Origin of the sequence: Pleomorphomonas diazotrophica (assembly GCF_002844595.1) — a bacterium.
GTDB lineage: Bacteria > Pseudomonadota > Alphaproteobacteria > Rhizobiales > Pleomorphomonadaceae > Pleomorphomonas > Pleomorphomonas diazotrophica.
In genome coordinates this window covers 987,200-1,012,012 of record NZ_PJNW01000002.1, presented here as the reverse complement: position 1 = coordinate 1,012,012, position 24,813 = coordinate 987,200, and the positions used below count along the sequence as shown (strand labels likewise).

The window sequence follows — 24,813 nt, the reverse complement described above, 5'->3', positions numbered from 1 at the left end:
TCGGCAGTGTCTCCCCGGGAGCGCCGCCGATGAAGCTGTTCGGGCCGCGAGGCCGCCCTCTGGAACGCCGCGAGCAGCACCTGCCCGAGCAGGTGCCGGTCGATGCCTATGGCAACGGCGGCTTCCGCTTCGGCGGCATGTCGCATCGCGGATCGATCCTCATCCTCCCGTCGGGCGTTCATGGCTGGGCGGCCGTCACGCCGGCCGATATAACGGCCGACAGTCTGGCTCTGGTTCTTGACGAAGCCGCCGGCCTCGACATGTTGCTCGTCGGCACGGGCAATGACCTCGTTCCGCTCAAGCGGGATGCTGCCGATTCCCTGCGGGAACACGGCGTGAAGCACGAGGCGATGTCGACCGGTGCCGCCGTACGGCTGTTCAACGTCATGCTTGGCGAACGGCGCCGGTTCGCCGCCGCCCTTCTGGCGGTCGACTGATGGTGCCATCCAGCCGCCTTGATGACGCCTACCGCCACTGCGACGAACTCGTTCGCGCCCATGATCGCGACCGTTGGCTGGCCGACGGGCTTCTGCCGGACGACAAGCGCCGGTACGCCATGGCCATCCACGCCTTTTCCTATGAGGCCGCGCGCATCCGCGAGAGCATTCACGAAGCGATGCCCGGCGAGATTCGCCTGCAATGGTGGGTCGATGCCATTGAGGGTGAGGCGCGCGGCGACGTCGGTGGCCATCCGGTGGCCGCCGCGCTGATCGACACCATCCGCCGTTTCTCGCTGCGCCGATCGGGCTTCGTCAACCTGCTGGAGGCACGGCGTTTCGATCTTTACGACGATGCCATGCCGACGTTGAACGATCTCGAAGGCTATGCCGGCGAGACCGCGTCGGTCCTGTTCCTCGAACTGGCGCAGGTGCTCTGCGACGGTGCCGATCCTAAGGTGGCTGATGCCGCCGGCCATGCCGGCGTCGCCTACGCCCTGACCGGGCTGATGCGGGCCTTGCCGATCCATGCAAGACGCAACCAGGTCTACCTGCCGGCCGACCTCCTGAAGGCCAAGGGAATCGACCCGGACGACGTCCGCCATGGCCGCAAGGCTGAGGATCTCGCGGAGGTTCTTGCCGGCCTCAGGCAGAGCGCAGCGGGCCATCTCGACAAGGCGCTTGCCGCCCTCGCCGGGGCGGACGCGCGTGCGCTACCGGCGTTTCTGCCGCTTGCCTTCGTCCCGCCTTACCTGAAGGCGCTCGCCAAGGCACCGCCCTATGGCCCGGTGGCCGAAATCGCCGCCTGGCAAAAGCCTTGGCTCCTGTGGCGCTTCGGAAGGCGGCTTTAGCATGCTGTTCGATCTGATTAAGTCAGATCGGCGCTTTAAGCTCTTGTTTGTGAGGCATCATCTTATCGATCCTCGTTCCACTCCGATTGGATGATGCTTTAGCCCCGCGCGCTCGCCTCGACGAGGCCGATCAGGCCCTTCAGCATGTCGATCGGTTCCGGCGGGCAGCCAGGAATGACGAGGTCCACCGGGATGACGTCCGATACCGCGCCCACCACCGCGTAGCTCTTGCCGAACACGCCGCAACCGGCCGCGCAATCGCCGATCGCCACCACCCATTTAGGCGCGGGCGTTGCCGCGTAGGTCCGTTCCAGCCCCTCGCGCATGTTGGCCGTCACCGGTCCGGTGACCATCAGCACGTCGGCGTGGCGTGGCGAGGCGACAAAGCGCAGGCCGAAGCGCTCGACGTCGTAATAGCTATTATTGAGGGCGTGAACCTCCAGCTCGCAGCCGTTGCACGAGCCGGCATCCACCTCACGGATCGACAGGCTGCGGCCGAGACGGGCTTTCGCCGCGACGCCGAGCCGCTCGGCCAGCGCGTCGATCTCCGCGTCGGCGACCGCCGGCGCCCCCTCGGTTACCGGTCGACGAAACAGTCCCTCGAACAGCATTCTACGCATGATCGGTCGTCCGCCTCAGAGATCGTGTCCGGAATAGGAGCAGTTGAAGGACTTATTGCAGAGCGGAAAGTCGGCGACGATGTTGCCTTCGATCGCCGCCTCCAGGAGCGGCCACTGGAAGACGGAGGGATCGCGCACCGCTCCTCGCAGCACCCGGCCGCTGTCGTCGGTCCGGAGCCAGACCAGCACATCACCCCGGAAGCTCTCGACCATGGCAAGGCCCTCGGTGGTGTTGTCGTGGGGTTCGTTCGCAAGGCCGCCGGCCTGCGGCACCCGCCGTTCACGCAGCGCCGGCGCCAGCGGGTAGGCTATCGGGCCGGGCGGCAGCCGGTCGACGATCTGCTCGATCAACTCGAGACTCTCGAAGACTTCGTCGATGCGCACCCAGATGCGGGCGTCAACGTCACCGTTGTCTCGCTTGGCCATCTTGAAATCGAGATCGCCATAGGGCGGGTAGCCCGGCGCCTTGCGCGCGTCGAACGCCCGGCCGGACGCCCGGCCGATGGGGCCGCCGGCGCCGAACCTGCGAGCGAGATCGGCTGAGAGGCAGCCCGTCGCGACGGTCCGGTTCTGCAAGGAGGTGGTATTGTCGTAGAGCTCGACGAGGCGCGGGAAGCGTTGACGAACACGCGTCGTCAGGGCCTTGATCGGTGCGGCATCGTGAAGGTCGACCGTAACGCCGCCCGGCATGATGCGGTCCATCATCAGCCGGTGCCCGAAGCTTGCCTTGGCCGTGCGCAGCACTTCCTCGCGGAGCATGCCGCAATGGGCGAGCATCAGCGCGAAGGCGGCATCGTTGCAGATGGCGCCGATATCGCCGAGATGGTTGGCCAGCCTTTCGAGTTCAGCCATAAGCGCACGCAACCAGATCGCCCGCTGCGGCACGCCGACCCCCAGAGCCGCCTCTGCCGCCCGTGCGAAGGCCAGGGAGTAGGCCACCGTGCTGTCGCCCGAGACACGCGCCACCACCTTGGCGGCCGCCTCCAGCGTCGTATTCGTCAGCAGCCCTTCGATCCCCTTGTGAACGTAGCCGAGCCGTTCTTCCAGCCGAACGACGATCTCGCCATTGGCCGAGAAGCGGAAGTGGCCGGGCTCGATGATGCCGGCATGCACCGGCCCCACCGCGATCTGGTGCAGTGGCGGCCCCTCGGCCTTCAGGAAGGCGTAGGGAGCGCCGTCAGTCGGCACCGGGGCGCCGGAACCGAGCGGCGCACGGACGCCCCAGCGATCGTGATCGAGCCAGCGCCGGTCGTCGGGCATACCTTCGGGAACAAGGCCATAAAGGTCGGTGATGGATCGTTCGAGGCGCTGGGCCGGCGGATGGGTGAGCCCGACCGACGGAAAGCGGCCATCGGTTGTCGCCAGCGTCAGCACCATCAACGAGCCGTCCTGATCGTCGAGCAGCGCCATGTGCACGGCGTCGGGTTCGGCCCAAAGGCCTGCTAGCGTCGCGTTGCCGGCGGCGATCGCCAGCGTAGCCTGTCGCCATGTATCGCCATCGACGGTAATGCGCGGCCAGGGCTTCTGCTCCTCGACGGTCAGCGCAGCGTTGAGAAGGGCGGTGCGGAACGTGCTCATGGTCTCATCCCAGCATGCGCGCGACGTTCTGGAACCAGGCGACCAGCGGACCCGGCAGGTAGAGACCGGCGATCAGCACCAGAACGAGATGGATGATGAGCGGCAGCATCGACGGTCGCCGGCCGGCGTCGACCACGCTGGGCGACGGCGGGCCGAAGGCGATGCCGGTCAGGCGCCAGACGAGCGCGCCGAAGGCGAGCAGCAAACCGGCGACCAGCGGTATGGCCAGCAGTGGCTCCCGCGCGAATGTCGAGCTGACCAGCAGGAACTCGCTGGTGAAGATGCCCATGGGCGGCAGGCCGGCGATGGCGGCGACACCGACAACGAGGCTCCAGCCCAGCGTCGGATGGCTTTCGGTGAGGCCGCGGATGTCGGCGAGCTTCTGCGTGCCCTTGACCTGCGCCACCTGGCCGACAGCGAAGAAGATCGCCGACTTGGTCAGCGAGTGCATGGTCATGTGCAGGAGGCCGGCGAAGTTGGCGAGCGGTCCGCCCATGCCGAAGGCGAAGGCGATCAGCCCCATGTGTTCGATCGACGAGTAGGCGAACAGCCGCTTTATGTCGCGCCGGAGGTAGAGCATGAAGGCCGCAAAGATCAGAGACACCAGGCCGAGCGTCACCAGCAGCGGTCCCGGCGCCACCGCCAGGGGATTGGCGGCGAGCAGCATCTTGAAGCGCAGAAGGGCGTAGAGCGCCACGTTGAGCAGCAGGCCGGAAAGCACCGCCGAAATCGGCGTCGGCCCCTCGGCATGCGCATCCGGCAGCCAGGCGTGCAGCGGCGCGAGACCGACCTTGGTGCCGTAGCCGAGCATCAGGAATACGAAGGCGACGTTGAGCAGCTCGGGGCTGAAGGCGTTGGCGTTGGCGATCAGCGTCGTCCAGACCATGGCGTCGTGACCCTCGCCGATCACCGGTCGTGCCGCCATGTAGATCAGGATGGTGCCGAACAGCGCCAGCGCGATGCCCACCGACCCCAGGATGAAGTATTTCCAGGCCGCTTCCAGCGCCGCCTGCGTGCGGTAGAGGCCGACCATCAAGACGGTTGTCAGCGTGGCAAGCTCGACCGCCACCCACATCAGGCCGACGTTGTTGGCGGTCAGCCCGAGGTTCATCGAGAAGCTGAGCGCCTGATACATGCCGTGATAGAAACGGATATAGCCGGGCTTCAGCCGGCCGATCTCGATCTCGTGGCCGATATAGCTCGCCGAAAAGATCGACGTGGTGAAGCCGACGAAGGTGCCGAGCACGACGAAGACCACGTTGAGGTCGTCGACGAACAGGAAGCTCACCGCCGGATCGGGGCGCTCGAGGAGCAGCGTCAGCGCAAACAGGAAGGTGAGGCCGGACGCCAGCATGTTGAGGCGGGCGCCGAGCCTGTACTGCGGGATCAGCGCCAGCAGCAGCGCGGCGAGGCCGGGCACCACCAGCACGGCGTCGATGGGAGCGAAAGGAAGCTGATGCAGAAAGGCGGTCATTCCCGGCCCTCCCGGAAGTCGTCGAGGGCCTGGGTGTCGATGGTGTCGAAGCGTTCGCGGATGCGGAACAGGAACACGCCGATGACGATGAAGGCGACCAGCACCGAAAAGGCGACGGAAATCTCCACCACCAGCGGCATGCCGCGAGCGCCCGTCGCGGCCAGCACGAGCCCATTCTCAAGGCTCATGAAGCCGACGATCTGACTGATCGCGTTCTGGCGCGTCACCATCATCAGGAGGCCCAGCAGAATGACCGAGAGGGCGAGCGCCAGATCCTCGCGGGCGATCGGGTCGGCTTCGGCCGCCGCGGGCAGCATGACGACCATGGAGAGGGCAACGAGGCCGATTCCCATCAGCATGGTCGGACCGATGCCGCCCACCGTCTCGATGTCGCGGTGGACCCCAAGCCGCAGAACCATGTGGTGCAGTGCCACGGGGATGATGATCGCCTTGAGGATCAACGCAATGGCTGCGGTGACGAAGAGATGCGGCGCCGACTGAACATAGGCCTGCCAGGCGACCGACAGCGCCAGCACCACCGCATGGGCGGCAAACACGTTGAGCAAGCCGAGGATGCGGTTCTGGTAGAGCATCATGAAGCTCACCAGCACCATTCCGCCGGCCAGAAGATGCGCAGCGTCGAGGGAAAAGCGTTCCATCAGAAGCTCCGCGAAACGAACAGCAACAGCGTGCCGAGGAGGCCGAGCATCAACGCGCCGCCAACGAATTCTGGCACGCGGAACACCCGCATCTTGGCGATCGCCGTCTCGAACACGACCATCAGGAAGCCGCCAATGGCGAGCTTTCCCACCCAGGTGACCACGCCGATCGCCATGCCAGCAACGCCATCGTCTGGGCGTGCCATGCCCCAGGGCGCGAAAATGCAGGCGATCAGCGAGATGTAGAGCAGGAGCTTCAGCGCCGCCGCGAGTTCGATTACCGCAAGGTGGCGGCCGGAATATTCCAGCACCATGGCCTCATGCACCATGGTGAGCTCCAGGTGCGTTGCCGGGTTGTCGACAGGCACGCGCGCATTCTCCGTCAGCGCCACGATGATCAGGCCGATCAGCGCGAGACCGAGCGAAACGCGTAGCGTGCTGTGGTCGACCATGAAGGCCGCCACCGTCGAGAGCTGGGTCGAGCCGGCGACCAGCGCCACGGTGAAGACGATCATGATCATCGCCGGCTCGGCCAGCGTCGCGAACAGCATCTCGCGGCTCGATCCGATGCCGCCGAACGCCGTGCCGATGTCCATGCCGGCGAGCGCCAGGAAGAAGCGCGCCGAGCCGAGTAGCGCAGTGATGGCGATGAGATCGGCCGCCCAGGAGAAGTGCAGGCCGGCGGCGAATGTCGGCACCAGCGCCGCCGCCACCCAGGTGGTTGCGAAGATCAGGTAGGGCGCATTGCGGAACAGCCAGGAGGCGTTGTCGGCCAGTACCGCCTCCTTGCGAACGAGGCGCAGGAGGTCGCGATAGGGCTGCAGGACCGGCGGTCCCTGCCGGCGGAGGAGACGCGCCTTTACCTTGCGCGTGAAGCCGACGAGCCCCGGCGCCAGCGCCAGCACCAGCACCATCTGGACGCCCTGAACGAGAATGTCGAGGATCAGGCCCATGTTGCCACCAGCACGAGAAGGAGGACCAGCGCTGCGAAGACGAGGCTGAGATAGCTGCGTATGGTCAGGAACTGCAGGATGTTGAGCCGTTCGGCGGCGTAGAGCACGGCGCCTTCAATCGGCGCGTAGACAAACTCCCAGACGAGATCGCGAAGCGTGAGGTTCAGGCGCGCCGGCGCCATGTCACCGGGTGGCGGCAGGGTCTGGCTGATCTTGGCCCGGAAGGCGAGGGGGCCGAACACACGGCGGATCGGCTGGGCGAAGCTGTCTGCCGTGTATTGCGTAGCCGGCGAGGCATCCGGAAATCCGCAGTCCCACGGCGGCGCTCGGCGCACGGCCCGCGAGGCGAAGTTGTGAATGACGCGGATCGCCGCCCAGCTTGCCATCAGGATGAAGAAGAACACCAGGAAGCCCGAATAGGAGCTGCGGCTTTCCGAAATCGGAATGATGGAGAAATGCGGCACGATCGGCTGCTTGGGCATGGCGCCGCCCACCAGGAGCTGCGACACCGGCGACAGGGCGTCAAGAAACGGACCGGGAAAAATGCCGGCGACGAGACAGACGCCGAAAAGGACGTACATCGCCCGGATTTGCCAGCGGCCCACCTCCTGCGCCGTCTCGGCGGTGGGCGAGCGTGGCCGGCTCAGGAAGGTGATGCCGAAGGCCCTCACGAAGCAAGCGGCGGCAAGCGCCGCAGCGAGCGCCAGCATGGCGCCGGACGCCGGCACCAGGAAACGCAGCGCCCATTGCGGCAGGTCGGGGCTGAGGAGGATCGCCTGCAAGATCAGCCATTCCGAGACGAAGCCGTTGAGCGGCGGCAACGCGGAGATGGCGAGGCACCCGCCGAGGAACAGATAAGCCGTCTCCGGCATGCGATGAACAAGGCCGCCCAGCTTCTCGATGTCGCGTTCGCCGGCCCCGGTCAGCACGTTGCCGGCGCCGAAGAACAAAAGGCTCTTGAACAGCGAATGGTTGAAGGCGTGGAAGATCGACGCGGTGACGGCGAGAGCCGCCGCGCCGGCCATGTCGTTGGTCTTGAAGGCGAGACCAAGCCCGAGGCCGATGAACACGATGCCGACATTCTCGACCGTCGAATAGGCGAGGAGCCGCTTGAGATCGCGCTGCAAGACGGCGTGGAGCACGCCGAGCACCGCCGATCCAGCCCCGAGGATCAGCACGATGACTGCCCACCACCACGCCGGCTCGCTGACGAGATCGAACACGACGCGGATGAAGCCGTAGATCGCCACCTTGGTCATCACGCCCGACATCAGGGCCGACACATGGCTCGGCGCGGCCGGATGGGCGAGCGGCAGCCAGACATGCAAGGGCACCAGGCCGGCCTTTGAGCCCGCACCGAGCAGCATCAGCACCAGCACGAGGCCGGCGATCCAGGGCACGTGTTCGGCGGTGCGGATGGCCGAGAAGGCATAGTCGCCGTCAGGACCGGCCAGCAGACCGAAGGCCAGCAGCAGCATCAGCGTGCCGAAGGAAGCCATCAGGAGGTAGACAAAGCCGGCCCGGCGGTTCTCTGCCTCGTGGTGATGCGCCATGACCAGCGCCCAGGAACTGAGCGACATGAACTCCCAGGCCACCAGGAAACCAAAGGCGTCGGCCGAGAGCACCACGAGGTTCATGCCGGCGAGAAACGCCGGATAGAAGGGCAGCACGCGGCCGGGTTCCTCCTCGTGGGCGCCATAGCCGATGGCGTAGATCGAAGCGACCACGGCACCGAAGTTGACAATGACGAGGAAAGCCGCGCTGAGCGGATCGAGGGCGAAATGTGCGCCCGTCCAGGGAAGCCCCACCGGCAGGTGGAGGACGCCTTGAAACGCGCTGCCGCCCAGAAGGCCGAGGAGGCCACTGACAAGCAGCACGGACGTGAAGACGAGGCTTGCTCCATAGACGACAGGTGTCGCCGAGGTCAGGCGTCGGGCGGTGAGGATCGGCGCCACCACGGCGACGCCGGCAAGGCCGGCGACACTCAGAAGGGCCGCTGCGATCGGCATTGTCACTTTCATTCCCCGAACGGGTTTCGGACCGCTTCAGGCGGTTCCGGGAGTGTCAACGTGCGACGAGACTCGCGCGTTGGGGCGTCGGTCGACGCCGGAGAACCCGCTCCGGGCGGTGCGGGACCCGCATTTCCGGCGCGACCGATGTCGGCGACGGACGAGGCGGCTGTCATCGAAGACTCAAAGGATTGAGCGAAGCATACCGGGTCCCCGGCATCGCCGAAATTGTTTGTTGGTATTCAATCAATTCAGGTCGGTCGACGCCGCGCCGCTGTTGCACGGATGTCGCGGCGTCGTCCCTTGGCACCCAGATGTCGAAGCCATGAAGGTTGTTCATCCGGGCTTGGTCGGCGAAGGCTCTAGGCCTTCAGCAGATGCGGGGCAGTTGCTCGCCGGCCAGCCAGTCGACGATGCGGCCGCCGCCGAAGCCGGTGGTCATCTGCACGAAGCGCTGATCGTCCTCGACCGCCTCGCCGATGATCGCCGCTTCTGCCCCGAGCGGGTGAGAGCGCATGGCCGCCAACAGCCCTTCCGCCGCCTCCGCCGCGACGACGGCGACAAGCTTGCCCTCGTTGGCGACGTTGAGCGGATCGAGCCCCAGGAGCTCGCAGGCCGCAGCGACTTGCCGTTTGATCGGGATGTGATCCTCGACGATCCGGAAGCCGACGCCCGACTGATGCGCGAGCTCGTTGAGCGTTGCCGCGAGACCGCCGCGGGTCGGGTCGCGCATCAGACGCAGATGCGGACCGGCGGCCGCCACCATCGCATCGACCAGCCCATTGAGCGCCGCGCTATCGGACAGGATTTCCGTCTCGAAGGTAAGGTTTTCGCGGCTCGACATGATGGCGACGCCATGGTCGCCCATCGAGCCCGAGACGATCACCTTGTCGCCCGGCCGCGCCCGGTCGCCGGACAGGTTGATGCCATCCGGCACCACGCCGACGCCGGCCGTGGAGATGAAGACGCCGTCAGCCTTGCCGCGCTCCACCACCTTGGTGTCGCCGGTGACGATCATCACCCCCGCAGCCTTGGCCGCCGCGCCCATGGAGTCGGCGATGCGCTTGAGGTCGCCGAGCGGGAAGCCTTCCTCGATGATGTAGCTCGCCGAAAGGTAAAGCGGTTTCGCTCCGGCCATGGCGAGGTCGTTGACGGTGCCATGCACGGCGAGCGAACCGATGTCGCCGCCTGGGAAAAAGATCGGCGACACAACGTAACCGTCGGTGGTCATCACCATGCGGCCACCTGAGGGCGTCGGAAAACTCGCCTGATCGTTGCCCTGTTCGAGCAGTTCGTTGCCGAAGGCATCCTTGAAGATTGACGAGATCAGCTCGGCCATGGCGCGACCGCCAGCGCCGTGGCTCATGTCGACCCGACCGGCCTTGAAATCGAGCTTGCGGCGGAACGTCTTGGTCATGCGCTTTTCCTGAGGGCGGAATTGGTCTCGCGATGGCGGAAGCGGCCATAGGTCCAGTGGGCGGCGCAGGCGCCTTCCGACGACACCATGCAGGCGCCGGTCGGCGTCTCCGGGGTGCAGACCGTGCCGAACAGGCGGCAGTCGGCCGGCTTCTTCTGGCCACGCAGGATGGCGCCACACTCGCAGGCCGGGTTGTCCTCGGCCGGCTGCGTCTCCACAGTGAAGCGCTTTTCGGCGTCGTAGAAGGCATAGGCGTCGCGCAGCTTCAGCGCGCTCTTCGGCACTGCGCCGAGGCCGCGCCACTCGAAACTCTCCCGCAGCTCGAAGACCTCGTCGCAGAGGTCGATCGCGACGCGATTGCCCTCCGTCTTGACGGCACGGATATACTGGTTCTCCACCTCCGACCGCTGCTCGTTGACCTGCCGCACCAGCATCAGGATCGAGTACATCACGTCGAGCGGCTCGAAGCCGGAGATCACCACCGGCTTGTGATAGTCGCGGGCGAACACCCGATAGGGCTCCATGCCGATGATGGCCGAGACATGCGACGGGCCGACGAAGCCCTCGATGGCGATCGGCGGCTCGTCGGGCGTCGGCGGCATCTCGAGGATGGCCCGCATGGCGACCGGCGTCAGCACGTGATTGCAGTAGATCGAGAAGTTCTTGAGCCCCTTGGCCTCGGCCGTCTTCAGGGCGACGGCGGTGGGCGGCGTGGTCGTCTCGAAGCCGATGGCAAAGAACACCACCTGCCGCTCGGGATTGGCCTCGGCGATGCGGATGGCGTCGAGCGAGGAATAGACCATGCGGATGTCGGCGCCGGCCGCCTTGGCCTTCATCAGGCTGAGGCCGCCAGATGCTGGCACGCGCATCAGGTCGGCGTAGGTGCAGAGCGTCACCTCCGGCCGCTTTGCCAGACGAATGGCATCATCGATGCGGCCGATCGGCAGCACGCACACCGGGCAGCCCGGGCCGTGGATCATCCGCACGTTCTTGGGCAGCAGATCCTCAATGCCGTAGCGCGAGATCGCGTGGGTGTGCCCGCCGCAGAACTCCATGAAGGCATAGGAGCGGTCGGGCTGCACTTCGGCGGCGATGGCGGCCGCAATGTCGCGTGCCTTGTCGCCGTCGCGATATTCGTCGACATACTTCATCGGGCACCTCCGGCGGCGAGCGCCACACCGCGCGCTTCATCGAGCAGATCGAGCGTCCGTCGCGCCTCGTCGGGGTCGACCTTGGCCAGCGCGTAGCCGACGTGAACGATGACGTAGTCGCCGACACCGACGTTCTTCACCAACGCGGTGGAAATGGTCATCGATACGCCGTCGAGACTGATCTTGGCCATGTTGTCGGGCAGGATCTCTTTGACGAGGGCGGGAACGGCGAGGCACATGGGTCAGATCTCCGAGAAGGCTCGGCGGGCGAGGACCGCCTGCCCGAAGGAAAGGCCGCCATCGTTGGCCGGCAGGCGCCGGGCGAGGAGGGGAGTGAGGTTGGATTGGGCAAGCGCGGCTGAGAGGCCTTCGGCCAGTACGCGGTTCATCAGGCAGCCGCCGCCGAGCGCGACCGACGTGAGGCCGGTTGCGGTCGCGCCATGGCAGGCGAGGGCGGCGAAGCCTTCGATCAGCGTGCCATGGAACAGCGCCGCGCCGGTGCGGGCATCAGGACGGGCGAGAGCGAAATGGGCAAGAAGCGGCGCAAAGGACAGGACGCGGTTTTCGAGCGCGAACCCGCCGGGGAAGGCGATCGGCTTGTCGACCAGCGCCTCCAGCTCCATCGCTGCCTGTCCTTCATAGTCCTGCACGGCACGCACACCGAGAAGCGCCGCCGCCGCGTCGAACAGTCGGCCAAGCGAGGTGGTGGCAAGCCGGTCGGCACCGGTGGCGACGCGGTCGGCGATCGGTCCGGCCAGCGGCCGATCGGGAAAGAAGGTGGCGGCCAGATAGGACCGACCGAGCGCGGCCAGCGCACCGGCCCCCATCCGCCACGGTTCTCGGGCGGCGCGGTCACCGCCGGGCAGCGGCAGGGAGGCGAGATGACCAAGGCGACGATGGTTTGCGCCGTCGACCAGCAACAGTTCGCCACCCCAGGCACCGCCGTCGTCGCCGAGGCCATGGCCGTCGAGCGCGAGGCCGAGCGCTGGTCCATCAAGTCCGGCTTCCGCCGCGACAGCCGCGACATGCGCCGCGTGGTGCTGTACCCGAACGACCGGCGGACCGAACTCTTCAGCCATCTGGCTGGAACGATAGTCGGGATGGAGGTCCGAGGCGACCAACTCCGGTTTGACACCGACAATGTCGATAAGATGGGCGATCGTCTCGCGATAGAACTTCAGCGTCTCGGCGGTGTCGAGATCGCCGACGTGCTGGGAGACGAAGGCCTCGCGACCGCGCGTCAGTGTCACCGTCGATTTGAGGTGCGCCCCGAGGGCAAGGGTTGCTGGGCCATCTTCGGAGAGAGCGATCGGTTCGGGCACGTAGCCGCGCGCCCGGCGAAGGAAGCTCGGCGCGCCGGCGATCACCTGCGCCACGCTGTCGTCGGCGCGCACCACGATGGCGCGGTCATGGGTGACGATCAGATCGGCAATGCCGACTAGGCGGCGTGTCGCATCCTCGTCGTCCACCACCAGCGGTTCGCCGCCCGGATTGGCCGATGTGGCGACCAGTACGAAGTCGTTGGCGGCGTGCGGATCGTGGCCGGCGAAGTCGTGACCGGCCAGCGCGGCGAACAGCAGGTGATGCACCGGCGCGTAAGCCAGCATGACACCGACGCGGGAGAGGCCGGGCGAGACGGCAGGCGCCATTACGCCGGGTTTTGCCCGCATCAGCACGATCGGCCGGGCGGTCGACGAACAGAGCTTCTTCTCTTCAGGCGATGCTTCGGCGATCGCAGAGATGGACGCGGCATTCGCCACCATCAGAGCAAAGGGCTTGAACTCGCGCGCCTTCCTGGCCCGAAGCGCCGAAACGGCCTCGGCGTTGCGGGCATCACATACGAGATGGAAGCCGCCGATGCCCTTCAGCGCCACGATGCGGCCGGCCCGGATCGCGTCGACAATCTCTGAAACGGGATGGCTGAGCTTCGGCCCACAGGTCGGACAAGCAACCGGCTCGGCATGGAAGCGCCGGTCGCGCACATCGGTGTAGGCCGCCCCGCAATCCGGGCACATCGGGAAGGAGGCCATCGACGTTTGCCGCCGATCATAGGGCAGGCGCCGAGTGATGGTGTAACGCGGTCCGCAATGGGTGCAGTTGACGAAGGGATAGGCGAAGTAGCGACTGGCCGGGTCGAACAGCTCGCCGAGGCAGGCATCGCAGGTGGCGGCATCGGCGACGATGCGCGTCATCGTCTCGCCGTCGAGGCTCTCCCGGATGACGAACTCGGCGTCACCGGCGGTCGGCATGTCCTTACGAAGAAGCGTGTCGATGCGGGCGAGTGGCGGTATCTCGGTTTCAAGACGGCGGACGAACTCCTCGACGCGCGCGCCCTCCACCTCGATGGTCACGCCATCGGCGCCGTTTCGGACATAGCCGGCGAGACCGCATTCGGTAGCAAGCCGATGGACGAAGGGACGCATACCCACGCCCTGCACCGCACCGTTCACCTTGAGGAAAAGGCGCGCCACGGCGGCGAAGGCATCGGGGGCGGGCGCGGCGGTCATCGTCTCGTCAGGCCCGAACGACGGCGGCGGCACGGGAAAGGGCGGCGCGCGCCTCGATCCAGGCATAAAAGGCGGCCATGCCCTCACCGGTTTCGGCCGAGACCACCAGCGTCTGGAGATGCGGATTGACGGTGAGCGCCGCGGCGAGGCACCTGCCCACATCGAACTTCAGATGCGGCAAGAGGTCGGCCTTGTTAAGGAGCAAAAGGTCGGCCACGGCGAACATGTCGGGGTATTTCAGCGGCTTGTCCTCGCCCTCGGTGACCGACAGCACGACCACCTTGTGCGCTTCCCCGAGGTCGAAGCCGGCCGGGCAGACCAGATTGCCGACGTTCTCGATGAACAGGAGGCCACCCGGCTCGGCCTTGATGTCGTCGAGCGCGGTGCCGACCATGCCGGCTTCGAGGTGACAGCCCCTGCCGGTGTTGATCTGAATGGCGCGGACTCCGGTCGCCCGGATCCGCTCGGCGTCGTTGTCGGTCTGCTGATCACCTTCGATGACGGCGATCGGGAACTTGGCTTTCAGGTCCTCGATGGCGCGCACCAGCAGCGTCGTCTTGCCTGAACCGGGCGACGACATCAGGTTGAGGGCCAGCGTGCCGGTGGCGGCGAGACGGGCGCGGTTCTGCCGCGCGGCATCGTTGTTCTTGGCGAGAACATCGCGCTCGATGCGGATCACCCGCTCGCTGTCGATGCCGGGCTGATGGACGGCGGCAAGCGGTGCCGCATGCACGTGGTGGTGCCCATGATCGTGAGAGTGATCGTGGTCATGCGGATGATCATGGTCGTGATGGTGGTGATGACCGTGATCATGGCCATGGTCGTGGTCATGTGGGTGATCGTGGGCATGACCATGCAGCTCGGCCGGCGTCTTGCCGTTGATCTTGTAGCCGGTTCCACCCGACCCGCAGCCGCAATCGTTGCACATCACTCCACCTCCAGTTCGCGCAGCCTGAGCTCGTCGCCTTGGCTCATCTGCACGTGCCGGCGCCCGCATTCCGGGCAGGCACCGAAGCGTTCGGTCATCGGCACCGGCTTAGCACAATCGAGGCACCAGCCACTGCCGGGAATACGCTCGACGATCAGCCTTGCATTCTCTGCAAGGGTCCCGTGGCTGACGGCCGAGAAGCAGAAAGCCAACGCGTCGGGGTCGACATGGCCGAGCACGCCCACCTCCAGGACCACCGCCTTGATCCGCGCCACGCCGTTCTTCTTCGCTTCCTCGACGGCGATCTCCACCACCGCCTCGCAAAGCGACATCTCATGCATCGGTAGCCCCTTCCGGGACAACATCCACCGCAACACAGGGAGAGAATTGCGCCGCCAGCCGGGCGATCGCCGCCACGGCATCGCCGTCCGGCCGGAACCCCACGAGGGCGCGCGCAAACGGTCCGTCGGGATGGAAATTCCATTCCGTGGGAGCCACGACGCGGGCGTCTCGGAGCCGTCCATCTCCTTGCACCACGGCAAAATAATATAACCGGCCGCGTGGACTTTCCACTGAGGCGTATCCCGTATGGTTCTGCGTCCGACTTGCAGTAAGCCAGCCGGCAAGATCCCCTTCCTTACCGGCTCCCCCAAGAAGAACGCCGAGGGCTTCCTCGGCTTCGACAAGACGGGCCGCGTCGGTGGCTCCGGGCACCGAGGCAGACCAGCCGAGGCGGGCTGCCGGCCCGGATTCCGGCTGTCGGCCGGGAAGGGAGGGACGGGCCGAGAACTCGGCGTCCGCCTCGACCGCGGCCACGATGGCATCATCGTCGGCGGAGGTCAGCGCATCGGGCTGGGAGGGGTGTTCCGGCAGCGCCGGCAACCACTCCGGAACGAGACCGAAGGCCGCACCGATCGTTCTGACGTCGTCGCCGGCGATTCCGGTTCTGGCCGCCTTGCGCGCGGCTTCGAGGGCATCGCGCACGATGGGAAAGGCGGCAACCGGCGCGAGACGAACCAGTTCGCGCAAATGCTCGGCGACCCGCTCCGCCGCGAGGCGCACGCGCCAACGCGCCGCCTCTTCGCCGGTGATGAGGCGATGACCGGCGGCGGCCGCTGCGAAGGTCAGCGCGGCGGCGTGGGAGACGCCGCAGACGGCGTTGACTAGGCCAACCGCCTCAACTGCCTGCTCGACCGGCCGGCCAGCAAAACTTGAGACCAGGGACAGCGGGCGCGCCGAACGGACCGATGCCGCGGTGACCACGCCATTGTCGAGAGAAAAGCGGACGGTCACTCTGCCTGGATCAAAGCCGCTCATCTGTCGGCCTCCGAGGGGCTGCGCCCCAACCCCAACAGACGCCGGCGGTCCAGGCTGACGGCAAGGGACTCGACCTCCGACGGGTCGGCTTCGCGCAGCAGTTCGTCGAGCGCCGCCAAGGCGACCTCTTCGGCTGTCATCTGATCGTCGAATTCGTCCATCGGCGAGAACAGCGAGGCTGTTCCGTAACGATCGCCGTCGTCCATCGAAGCCACCACGAAGTCGACGTCGCCGGCCGGCAACTCAAGCCGCAAGGTAACGCCGTCAGGTGGCAGCTTGATGCCGGGATCGGGGATCGCCACCACATTCATGCACCAGGGCGTGACCACCGCCGCGAAGCGGAAACGACCGAAGCGCCGGACCGGCGTCACCATGACGGCAAGGGCCGGATTGTGAACCGGAAGGCCGGACATGCGACCATCGGCTGCTCGCCAGAAGCCTTCGAGACGGCCGACAAGTTTTTCGTCGTTGAGGTCTGACAGGGGCGCGTCAGCGTTCATCGTCGATCCTCATGAACTTGAGCTTGGACCCGTCGCAGTTGGGGCAGCGCCAATCGTCCCGCAGGGCTTCGAAAGCCGTACCGGGAGCCACCTGCGCCACGTCGTCGCCTTCGGTCGGGTCATAGACCGCCCAGCAGACCCCGCATTCCCACCGATCCTCGGAATGAGAAATCATTGGAAGTAGGCCTCGCCGATCTCTCGAAGTCGAATGGCGGAGTCGTGAAAATCCTCGACGGCCGCCTGGGCGGCCGCAGGGACGTCACCCACCTCGATGGTGTCGAGCAGGATGGCATCCATGGCGTTGAAGAACTGCACCGACCACACATTGTGAACGGCCGCCGCCTGGACACGGCAACTGCCATAGCCGCGCGAGACGATTTTTACCGGCCCGGTTCCGAGCCGATCGACGAGGAGTTCGATATCCTCGGCCAGCATCGGCATCAGCGTCAGGGATATGATGTGGTTCGGCTCGCCTGGCCGGTAGCGTTCGGCACGGTCGGCGATTTCCACCAACACGGCCGGCGCGTTCATCACGCCAGCTGGCAAGTCGCCAAGGTCGAGGCGGGGCAGGGTCATCGCCGCGGCACGGCGCACCGCTTGCGGCACGGCCGACACCTCGGCGTAGTCGGCAATAATCGCGTTGTTGGGCCCCAGGAAGCGGACGCGCCAAAGACCGGCAAAGACGCTCTCGGCGATCTCGGCCACCACGCCGTCCGGCAACGCCACCGTGGCGCCCACCTCGCCCTCGCCGAGGATTTCGTTGAGCAGCAATCGCTCGTCGTCGCTGAGAGGAGCGAGGTCGAACAGCAGGCCGGGAGCCGTTGCCGTCTGGCGTTCGAGCGCGGCCGCCATCTCCGGAATAAGGCGTGCGACGCCGGGACAGCGGGCAATCAGGGCCTCGGCGTCGGACGTCGCCAGGAAGGCGAGCGTGCCGGTGCCCGTGGTCCGGCCAGTCGTCGGAAGATCCGTCGTCATGCCTCATCCCTCCGGGCATTTGCAGTGATCTCGATACGGCTCGGGGAGCAAAATGCCGGGGCATCCTGCCTGAGCGCCGCCTCAAGTCGGTTGAGATACTCGCCCCAGTCGCGAACGCGGGGCAACACGTCCAGCACAGTTTGCCCACGCAACACCACTAGGGACGGAAAGACCTCAACCTTGCAGCGCGCCTTCAGCGCCACCTCCGCCGAACGGGCGATCACACCGGCGCGGAAACGACCGGGGAAGGCGGACAAGAGCTCCGGCAGCACCACGGCGACGTCGCCGCTGTCGCTGCGCTGGTCGGGATCGCCTGTGAAGAACAATAGCACATGTTCCGGTTCATCGGCAGCCGATGCCAGGAAGGCGTCGAGCGTATCGGTGTCGATGGTCGGCAAGCCGTGACGACTGGCGAGAGCGGCAATCAATGCGGACATGGTCTCCTCATCGGCCCGGAAGCTTTTCGGCGTTATTTCCTGAGGTGTGCCGGCAGTTCCGGCTCGCGGTCGATCAGGTCGGCGAACAGATGCTCGAAAGCCCGCCCCTCGGCTGCCGCCGCGAGGCCATCGAGCGCTCGGCCGATCGCTTCGGCCTCAGCGTCGTCAAGCACGCGTATGGCGCTGTCGACATGCACCAGCAGCCGCGCCCCGGATGACTGTCTTCCAATGAGTAGCGTCGAAACGCGCCGCGTCTCACCGCGCCACTCACAGAGAGCGGAGAAATCGTCGCCGTCGAGGACGGTCATTGGCAGGCCGAGGCACATGGATCGGTTCCCTCAGCCTGTACCGGCGCGGGGCCGCTCATAGGCGGTCCAGTCGATGTCGTTGGCGAGCAGGCCGCTTCCCGGGGGAAGGGGCATGGCGCGACGGACCGGCGCGACGCCCCATTCCGCCAGAATATCGATGGCCCTGCCGATGGCCGGCTCGATGCTGGCCGCCACCGGCACGGTCAACGGACCACCCCAGTCCTCCAAGTCGAGCGGCTGGCAACCGATCAGCGCGATGTCCCGGGGATAGCGGCCCATGAGATCGGCGGCAGACAGAACCTCCTGAAACCCGGTCTGGTGCAGGCTCATCTTCTTGGCGCCGGTGAACTTGGGCACCTCATCGCCCCTCACCACCTTGAGCCTACCGGGAGCAAGGCCGTAATCGATGGCGTCGAACACCAGAAGACGGTCAGCCTCGGCGACACGATTGACGAGGTAGAGCCCCTGTGTGCCGCCGTCGAGAAGATCGACGCCCTCCGCCATGGCATAAAGCCGATCGAAGGCCTCGACCGCGCGGACGCCGAAGCCCTCATCGGCCCAGAGGATGTTGCCGATTCCCAATACCAGTACGCTCATGCCGCTCAGCCCTCGCGCTCGTCGCGGAACTGCCGCTCGCCGGAGATCATGGTGGAGATCATGGTCTGGCGGCTCATGATGTCCTCGCGCACCGCCGCGTAGATGTGAACGATGGCGAAGATGACGATCACCCACATGCCCAGGTGATGCAGCGTATGGACATCCTGCGAGTTCGGCCAGATGTCGAACACCCAGCCGAACGCCTTAGCCTGCCAGCTGTCCCGGCCGGTCCCCTCGGAATAGAGCGCGAAACCCGTGATGATCATGCCGAGGTTGAACAGCGTGAACATCGCGAACATGGCGGTGTGGGCGAGCGGATTATGCCCGATGTACTTGTAGGGTTCCTTTTCCAGGAACAGATACCAGCGGGCCTCGCGGATGACGCCCTTCCACCATGTCTTCTCCCACACCGGCAGATAGAAGATCTGGCGCGAGTATTTATTGCCCCAGAACGCCCATAGGATGCGGGCGAGAAAGGCGACGGCCAGCACCTGCCCAGCTGCAAAATGTGCGAAGCGAATGTAGCCGAACAGGAAGCTGCCGGACGCCTCGCCCGGCATGGTCGGCGGGGGGGACCCGATCAGATAGCCGGTCACCGCCAGGATGGTGATGCAGAGAGCGTTGCCCCAATGCCAGAGGCGAACCGGTGCCTCGTAGACGTAGATGGACGGGCCTGTGACGATGACGTCATCGGTGGCATCCATCACGCCGGTGAGCATTCTGGTCTGGTCAACCATGATGATGCTCCTCAGCGGACGGTTACGGTGGCCATGTCCTGCCCGTCTTCGCTCATCACGTGGGTCGAGCAGGCAAGGCAGGGATCGAAGGAGTGCAACGTCCTCAGGATCTCCAGCGGCTTTTCAGGATCGGCCATCGGCGTGTCGAGCAGAGCGGCCTCGAAGGCCCCGATGTTCCCCTCGGGGTCGCGCGGTGAGCCGTTCCATGTGGTCGGCACAACGGCCTGATAGTTGTCGATCTTGCCGTCCTTGATCTTGATCCAGTGGCCGAGCGCGCCACGCGGTGCCTCGGTAAAACCGACGCCCTTCGCTTCCTTCGGCCAGGTATCCGGCGTCCATTTGTCGGTGTTGGCCGTGGAGAGATCGCCTGCCTTGATGGTGGCGACGAGCTTGTCCTGGAAATAGCGAAGCTGATGCGCCGCCCATTGGCATTCGAGAGCCCGCGCCGCTGTGCGGCCAAGCGTCGAGAACAGGGCGGTGAGCGGCAGGCCGAGGTCGGTGAGGAGCTTGTCGACCGGTTCCTTGAACTCGGCCTTGCCCTGCGCATAGCCGATGACGTAGCGGGAAAGGGGCCCGACCTCGACGGCATGACCCTTCCAGCGCGGCGACTTGATGAAGGAGTATTTGGTTGCTTCGTCCAGCGCCTCGATATTGGTCTTGGTGCCGCGCGCGTTGGGGCCGAGCTCGAAATGCGGCTCGGTGACGCCGTCCCAGGGATGCAGTCCCTTGGTCTCGTCGGGATACTTGTACCAGGAGTGGGTGACGAACTCCTGCACTTCCTCGGGATTGGTCAAGTCGATCGGGTGGATCTCATTGAGATTTCCATTGAGGATCACACCGCGCGGCAGCTTCAGCGAGGCGTCGGAATAGTCGTTGGCGTGCTCGGGAATGTCGCCGTAGCTCATCACCGACGTCGACGACAGACCGCCACCGTGCAGCCAGTCCTTGTAGAAGGAGCCGATGGCCTTGAGGTCCGGCAGGTAGACCTGTTCGGTGAAGGCGATCGCCTGATCGATGATCGACGAGACGAGGTTCAGCCGCTCCATGTTGATCGCGCCGACGGCACCGGTGCCATCGACGTTGATCGGCGACGGCACGCCGCCCACCAGCCAGTTGGGATGAGGGTTCTTGCCGCCATAGATGGTGTGGATCTTGACGATCTCCTTCTGGAAGTCGAGCGCTTCCAGATAGTGGGCGACCGCCATCAGGTTGGCTTCGGGCGGCAGCTTGTAGGCGGCATGGCCCCAGTAGCCGTTCTTGAACGGGCCGAGCTGGCCGCTTTCGACGAACTTCTTGAGGCGTCCCTGCAGGTCGCGGAAGTAGCCGGGCGACGACAGCGGCCAGTCGGAGATCGACTGAGCGAGCGCGCTGGTTGCCTTCGGATCGGCCGAGAGGGCGGAGACGACGTCCACCCAGTCGAGGGCATGCAGGTGGTAGAAATGGACGAGATGGTCGTGCACCTGCAGCGTCAGCTGCATGATGTTGCGGATGGAGTTGGCATTCTCGGGAATGGCGATGCCAAGCGCGTTCTCGACGGCGCGCACCGAAGTCAGGGCATGCGTTCCGGTGCAGACTCCGCAGATGCGTTCGGTGAAGGCCCAGGCGTCTCGCGGGTCGCGTCCCCTCAGGATCACCTCGATGCCGCGCCACATGGTGCCGGTGGAGACGGCGTTGCGAATGACGTTGTCGGCGTCGACATTCACCTCGACGCGCATATGGCCTTCGATGCGCGTCACCGGGTCGACGACGATGCGGCGGCCGGCGTTATCGAGCTTGAAGCCGTTGGGGGTTTCGATGCCCATTGGAAAGTGTCCCGTTGCTGAGGACCGGCGGGGCGCGATGCGCCCGCGCGCCGGTTGTTACTGCTGCTCGTTGCGGCGGTGGGGATCGTGCTTGCTGGTGAGGCGCTTGACGGCGGTCGCCGCCGTATGCACCGCCACGCCGCCGACCACCGCGCCGGCCGCCAGAAGGCCGATCTGATCGGCCGTCGCCTCGACGCCGAACTGGCGGATGGTGGTCAGCCGATCGTAGAAGGTGCCCTTGTCCCAGAAGCCCTCTTCCGAGCAGCCGATGCAGCCGTGACCGGACTGGATCGGGAAGGAGACGCCGCCGTTCCAGCGCACCGTCGAGCAGGCATTGTAGGTGGTCGGTCCCTTGCAGCCGACCTTGTAGAGGCAATAGCCCTTGCGTGCGCTCTCGTCGTCCCAGCTCTCGACGAACTGGCCGGCGTCGAAATGCGGCCGGCGGTAGCACTTGTCGTGGATGCGCTGCGAGTAGAACATCTTCGGCCGACCCTGGCGGTCGAGTTCGGGCATCTTGCCGAAGGTCAGGATGTAGCTGATGACGCCGGTCATCACCTCGGCGATCGGCGGACAGCCGGGCACCTTGATGATCGGCTTGTCGCGGATCACCTTGTCGATGGGCACGGCCTGGGTGGGATTGGGCTTGGCCGCCTGCACGCAGCCCCAGGAGGCACAGGCGCCCCAGGCGATCACCGCCATGGCGTCCTCGGCCATTTCCTTGAGCTTCTCGACGAACGGACGACCGCCGTCGATGCAATACATGCCATCCTCGTTGAGCGGCGGGTTGCCTTCGACGGCCAGGATGTAGCCACCTTTGTACTTTTCGCGGGTTTCCTGGAGGATCGCCTCAGCCTGATGGCCGGCCGCCGCCATCAGCGTGTCGTCATAGTCGAGGGAGACCATCGACAGGACGACATCCTTGGCCAGTGGGTGCGCCGAGCGGATGAAGCTTTCCGAGCAGCAGGTGCATTCGAGGCCGTGCATCCAGATGACGGGTATGCGCGGCTTTGTCTCCAGTGCATGCGCCATCTGGCTGGCCGCCACCGAGCCAAGCCCGAGACTCGCCGCCGTCAGATTGCAGAATTTGACAAAGCTTCGCCGCGTGATCCCTTGCCTCCGGATCACGTCGTAAAAGGTCTCGGTCGCCGAACCCATGCTGCTCCCCCGAAAAGCGCGCCAATGCTGGCAAACGGCCCCGCAAGCGCCGATAAGGCGTCTTCGGCGGCGACTCGCGAACATTAGCAATCGCTCATGCAGCTTAGTCTTCAGTTCAGAATGGGTCCAGATCACAAATCGTAGTGATGACTACACGAGCCGGGTTTTCGTCGGTAGAATAAAGGGATAGGCTTTGAGGAAGGGAATGATCTAGGTATCATTCCGTATGCAAGCGGCGGCGTCAGCGACGTCGGCAGAGGCGGATCCGCAGCAACCAAGAAGGTAAGTCGATGCCCGTCACCATCTACGGAATCAAGAACTGCGACACCATGAAGAAGGCCTTTGCCTGGCTCGACCAGCATGGCATCGCCTACAGCTTCCACGACTACAAGAAGGCGGGCATCGCCACCGACAAGCTGTCGACCTGGGTAGCGCGCGCCGGCGGCTGGAGCCATGTGGCCAACAAGAGCGGTCTTACGTTCCGCGGCCTGCCGGAAGACATCAAGGCGAGCCTCGACGATGAGCGCGCCATTGCGCTGATGGCCGAGAAGCCGAGCATGATCCGCCGTCCGATCATCGAGGCCGACGGCGGCAAGCTGATCATCGGCTTTTCCGAGGAATCTTTTACGGCGAGCTTCGACCCGTCAAATCCCGAGCCGTAAATGAGGGAGCATGAAAGCCGTCAGGTGCCGCAGAAGGTCGCCGCCACCCGTTCTTCCGTGCGCGGTGGCACGGCAAGATCGGCATCATCAGGGCGATCGTCGAAGGGATGGGTCACCGCTTGCAGCAGGCGAATATAGGTCGAGCCGTCGCTCCCGTCGATGACGGCATCGAGCGCCTTTTCCACCTGGTGGTTACGGGGAATGATGGCCGGGTTGATCGCCCGCATCGACGTTGCGACCTCGGTCGGGGATCGGCCGCCGGCCGCGAGCCGCGCCCTCCACGCCGTCAGCCAGGGCTCGAGGCCGGCATTGCCGCCGAAGAGCGACAGGAAGGCTTCGGTGTCCGCCTTGGGGTCGACGATATCGGCAAGACGGCGGAAGACGAGGGTGAAGTCGGCCTCACCCATCTGCATCAGGGAGAGCAGTCCGGTGACTAGTTCGCGATCGCCGGGGCGCTCGTCGGCAATACCGAGCTTTTCGAGAAACCGACCGAAATAGGCTGCCTCGAACTGACGGGCAAAGCCGCTCAGGCGGTCCACGACGATCTGAACCGCCTTGTCGCGATCGTCAGAGAGAAGGGGCAGCAGGCACTCGCCGAGGCGGGCGAGGTTCCACTGGGCGATTTGCGGCTGCCGCCCGTAGGCATAGCGCCCCTGCCGGTCGATGGAGCTCAGCACCATGCCGGGGTCATAGGCGTCCAGGAAGGCGCATGGGCCGTAATCGATGGTCTCGCCGGAGATCGCCATGTTGTCCGTGTTCATCACCCCGTGGACGAATCCCACCGACAGCCAGAGGGCGATCAGCCGAGCCTGGCGCTGGACGACGCTCTCGAACAGCGCGGCGTAAGGCGCCTCGGCACCGGCGATGTCCGGGTAAAGACGATCGATGACATAATCGGCGAGACGGCGGACACCGTCCTCGTCGGAGCGATGGGCGAAATACTGGAAGGTCCCCACGCGGACATGGCTCGCCGCGACCCTGGTCAGCACGGCACCCGGCAGGGGGCGCTCGCGCAGCACCGTCTCGCCTGTCGCGACGGCTGCCAGCGATCGCGTCGTCGGGATGCCGAAGGCCGCCATCGCCTCGCTGATCAGGTACTCGCGCAACACCGGTCCGACCGCCGCCTTGCCATCACCCCGACGTGAGAAGACGGTCCGTCCGGATCCCTTCAGTTGCAGGTCCAGGCGTCGGCCGTCTCGGGCGATCACCTCGCCAAGCAAAACTGCCCTGCCATCGCCAAGGGCCGGCACGAAGTGGCCGAACTGATGACCGGCGTAGGCCATTGCGATCGGGTCGGCGCCCTCCGGCACCGCCGCGCCCGACAGTGCGGCGACTCCCTCGGGCGAAGCGAGCGCCTCGGGGTTGAGCCCGAGATCCGCCGCCAGCGTCGTGTTGAGCACCAGCAGCCCAGGTGAAGGCGCGGCCTCCGGGCGCACGCGCTCGTAGAACCGAGAGGGAAGCCGGGCGTAGCTGTTGTCGAAGGCAATGGCGAGCGACAAGGGAGGTTCCTCGAAACCGGACCGTCAGTGACGATATCGGCCATGACGATCTCGGGACGTGGGTATTATCGCCGGACAGTTGGCCGGCTCATAGGTCTTTTACGTAGAGGTCTGAAGAGGGTGTCGCAAGGGGGCGTCTGTATCGACACTCGCAGACAGATATGGCCCAAGGCCCGGACTGTTGTATAAAAAACAAATAGTTATATTTAGTATCTAAACCAAAACGCGAGGTTTTCGCTC

General features: G+C 65.6%; 26 protein-coding genes. 3 read left to right on the top strand and 23 right to left on the bottom strand.

The annotated features are described in order from the left end of the window. Nucleotides 1–29 precede the first annotated feature (29 nt). Nucleotides 30–437, top strand: coding sequence for an Mth938-like domain-containing protein (locus tag CXZ10_RS05685; RefSeq protein WP_101288103.1), 408 nt, complete (start codon nucleotides 30–32; stop codon nucleotides 435–437). Then, nucleotides 437–1,288, top strand: coding sequence for a phytoene/squalene synthase family protein (locus CXZ10_RS05680; RefSeq protein WP_101288102.1), 852 nt, complete (start codon nucleotides 437–439; stop codon nucleotides 1,286–1,288). Before CXZ10_RS05685 ends, CXZ10_RS05680 begins: the two co-directional genes overlap by 1 nt. A gap of 98 nt (nucleotides 1,289–1,386) precedes the next feature. Here CXZ10_RS05680 and CXZ10_RS05675 read toward each other — a convergent pair whose 3' ends face one another. The 22 genes from CXZ10_RS05675 to CXZ10_RS05570 all read right to left on the bottom strand — a co-directional run bounded on the left by CXZ10_RS05675 (nucleotide 1,387) and on the right by CXZ10_RS05570 (nucleotide 22,412). Next, nucleotides 1,387–1,908 (bottom strand): NADH-quinone oxidoreductase subunit B family protein, encoded by a 522-nt coding sequence (locus CXZ10_RS05675; RefSeq protein ID WP_101288101.1) that lies wholly within the window; start codon nucleotides 1,906–1,908, stop codon nucleotides 1,387–1,389. 15 nt (nucleotides 1,909–1,923) lie between these two features. Then, nucleotides 1,924–3,486, bottom strand: coding sequence for a hydrogenase large subunit (locus CXZ10_RS05670; RefSeq protein WP_101288100.1), 1,563 nt, complete (start codon nucleotides 3,484–3,486; stop codon nucleotides 1,924–1,926). A 4-nt stretch (nucleotides 3,487–3,490) separates the two neighbouring features. After that, nucleotides 3,491–4,960 (bottom strand): hydrogenase 4 subunit F, encoded by a 1,470-nt coding sequence (locus tag CXZ10_RS05665; RefSeq protein WP_101288099.1) that lies wholly within the window; start codon nucleotides 4,958–4,960, stop codon nucleotides 3,491–3,493. Then, nucleotides 4,957–5,619, bottom strand: coding sequence for a hydrogenase-4 component E (locus CXZ10_RS05660; protein WP_101288098.1), 663 nt, complete (start codon nucleotides 5,617–5,619; stop codon nucleotides 4,957–4,959). Before CXZ10_RS05660 ends, CXZ10_RS05665 begins: the two co-directional genes overlap by 4 nt. Then, nucleotides 5,619–6,572, bottom strand: coding sequence for a respiratory chain complex I subunit 1 family protein (locus tag CXZ10_RS05655; protein ID WP_101288097.1), 954 nt, complete (start codon nucleotides 6,570–6,572; stop codon nucleotides 5,619–5,621). Before CXZ10_RS05655 ends, CXZ10_RS05660 begins: the two co-directional genes overlap by 1 nt. After that, a complete protein-coding gene (gene hyfB / locus CXZ10_RS05650) occupies nucleotides 6,563–8,581 on the bottom strand; it encodes a hydrogenase 4 subunit B (protein ID WP_101288096.1) in 2,019 nt (672 codons plus the stop codon). Before hyfB ends, CXZ10_RS05655 begins: the two co-directional genes overlap by 10 nt. 370 nt (nucleotides 8,582–8,951) lie before the next feature. Beyond that, on the bottom strand, nucleotides 8,952–9,998 hold the full coding sequence (hypE, locus tag CXZ10_RS05645) for a hydrogenase expression/formation protein HypE (protein ID WP_101288095.1): 1,047 nt from the start codon (nucleotides 9,996–9,998) through the stop codon (nucleotides 8,952–8,954). Then, on the bottom strand, nucleotides 9,995–11,149 hold the full coding sequence (gene hypD, locus CXZ10_RS05640) for a hydrogenase formation protein HypD (protein ID WP_101288094.1): 1,155 nt from the start codon (nucleotides 11,147–11,149) through the stop codon (nucleotides 9,995–9,997). The genes hypE and hypD overlap by 4 nt, the downstream gene beginning before the upstream one ends. Next, nucleotides 11,146–11,388, bottom strand: coding sequence for a HypC/HybG/HupF family hydrogenase formation chaperone (locus tag CXZ10_RS05635; protein ID WP_101288093.1), 243 nt, complete (start codon nucleotides 11,386–11,388; stop codon nucleotides 11,146–11,148). The genes hypD and CXZ10_RS05635 overlap by 4 nt, the downstream gene beginning before the upstream one ends. 3 nt (nucleotides 11,389–11,391) lie before the next feature. Then, nucleotides 11,392–13,656: a carbamoyltransferase HypF gene (gene hypF / locus CXZ10_RS05630; RefSeq protein ID WP_101288377.1), complete on the bottom strand. Its 2,265-nt coding sequence runs from the start codon at nucleotides 13,654–13,656 to the stop codon at nucleotides 11,392–11,394. A gap of 7 nt (nucleotides 13,657–13,663) precedes the next feature. After that, nucleotides 13,664–14,584 (bottom strand): hydrogenase nickel incorporation protein HypB, encoded by a 921-nt coding sequence (hypB, locus tag CXZ10_RS05625; protein WP_101288092.1) that lies wholly within the window; start codon nucleotides 14,582–14,584, stop codon nucleotides 13,664–13,666. Then, nucleotides 14,584–14,925 (bottom strand): hydrogenase maturation nickel metallochaperone HypA, encoded by a 342-nt coding sequence (gene hypA, locus CXZ10_RS05620; RefSeq protein WP_101288091.1) that lies wholly within the window; start codon nucleotides 14,923–14,925, stop codon nucleotides 14,584–14,586. The genes hypB and hypA overlap by 1 nt, the downstream gene beginning before the upstream one ends. After that, the gene (locus CXZ10_RS05615) at nucleotides 14,918–15,901 is read right to left on the bottom strand and encodes a hypothetical protein (protein WP_101288090.1); all 984 of its coding nucleotides are present in this window, start codon (nucleotides 15,899–15,901) and stop codon (nucleotides 14,918–14,920) included. The genes hypA and CXZ10_RS05615 overlap by 8 nt, the downstream gene beginning before the upstream one ends. Then, nucleotides 15,898–16,401: a [NiFe]-hydrogenase assembly chaperone HybE gene (gene hybE / locus CXZ10_RS05610; protein ID WP_101288089.1), complete on the bottom strand. Its 504-nt coding sequence runs from the start codon at nucleotides 16,399–16,401 to the stop codon at nucleotides 15,898–15,900. The genes CXZ10_RS05615 and hybE overlap by 4 nt, the downstream gene beginning before the upstream one ends. Continuing rightward, entirely contained in the window at nucleotides 16,391–16,576 is a 186-nt protein-coding gene (locus CXZ10_RS05605) for a rubredoxin (protein WP_101288088.1), read from the bottom strand. The genes hybE and CXZ10_RS05605 overlap by 11 nt, the downstream gene beginning before the upstream one ends. Beyond that, a complete protein-coding gene (locus CXZ10_RS05600; RefSeq protein WP_101288087.1) occupies nucleotides 16,573–17,376 on the bottom strand; it encodes a hydrogenase expression/formation protein in 804 nt (267 codons plus the stop codon). The genes CXZ10_RS05605 and CXZ10_RS05600 overlap by 4 nt, the downstream gene beginning before the upstream one ends. Then, nucleotides 17,373–17,813, bottom strand: coding sequence for a thioredoxin domain-containing protein (locus CXZ10_RS05595; RefSeq protein WP_101288086.1), 441 nt, complete (start codon nucleotides 17,811–17,813; stop codon nucleotides 17,373–17,375). Before CXZ10_RS05595 ends, CXZ10_RS05600 begins: the two co-directional genes overlap by 4 nt. A gap of 32 nt (nucleotides 17,814–17,845) precedes the next feature. After that, the gene (locus CXZ10_RS05590; RefSeq protein ID WP_101288085.1) at nucleotides 17,846–18,139 is read right to left on the bottom strand and encodes a HypC/HybG/HupF family hydrogenase formation chaperone; all 294 of its coding nucleotides are present in this window, start codon (nucleotides 18,137–18,139) and stop codon (nucleotides 17,846–17,848) included. 12 nt (nucleotides 18,140–18,151) lie between these two features. Continuing rightward, the gene (locus CXZ10_RS05585) at nucleotides 18,152–18,718 is read right to left on the bottom strand and encodes a HyaD/HybD family hydrogenase maturation endopeptidase (protein ID WP_101288084.1); all 567 of its coding nucleotides are present in this window, start codon (nucleotides 18,716–18,718) and stop codon (nucleotides 18,152–18,154) included. A 5-nt stretch (nucleotides 18,719–18,723) separates the two neighbouring features. Further along, a complete protein-coding gene (gene cybH, locus CXZ10_RS05580; protein WP_244617101.1) occupies nucleotides 18,724–19,437 on the bottom strand; it encodes a Ni/Fe-hydrogenase, b-type cytochrome subunit in 714 nt (237 codons plus the stop codon). A gap of 29 nt (nucleotides 19,438–19,466) precedes the next feature. Beyond that, a complete protein-coding gene (locus tag CXZ10_RS05575) occupies nucleotides 19,467–21,257 on the bottom strand; it encodes a nickel-dependent hydrogenase large subunit (RefSeq protein WP_101288082.1) in 1,791 nt (596 codons plus the stop codon). Between the two features lie 57 nt (nucleotides 21,258–21,314). Continuing rightward, nucleotides 21,315–22,412, bottom strand: a complete 1,098-nt coding sequence (locus CXZ10_RS05570) for a hydrogenase small subunit (protein WP_101288081.1) — start codon at nucleotides 22,410–22,412, stop codon at nucleotides 21,315–21,317. A gap of 290 nt (nucleotides 22,413–22,702) precedes the next feature. Here CXZ10_RS05570 and CXZ10_RS05565 point away from each other — a divergent pair, with 290 nt between their 5' ends. Further along, nucleotides 22,703–23,074, top strand: coding sequence for an arsenate reductase (locus CXZ10_RS05565; protein ID WP_101288080.1), 372 nt, complete (start codon nucleotides 22,703–22,705; stop codon nucleotides 23,072–23,074). Nucleotides 23,075–23,094: 20 nt separating this feature from the next. Here the strand turns inward: CXZ10_RS05565 and CXZ10_RS05560 are convergent, their stop codons facing one another. Beyond that, nucleotides 23,095–24,573, bottom strand: coding sequence for a protein adenylyltransferase SelO (locus CXZ10_RS05560; RefSeq protein ID WP_101288079.1), 1,479 nt, complete (start codon nucleotides 24,571–24,573; stop codon nucleotides 23,095–23,097). Nucleotides 24,574–24,813: the final 240 nt, after the last annotated feature.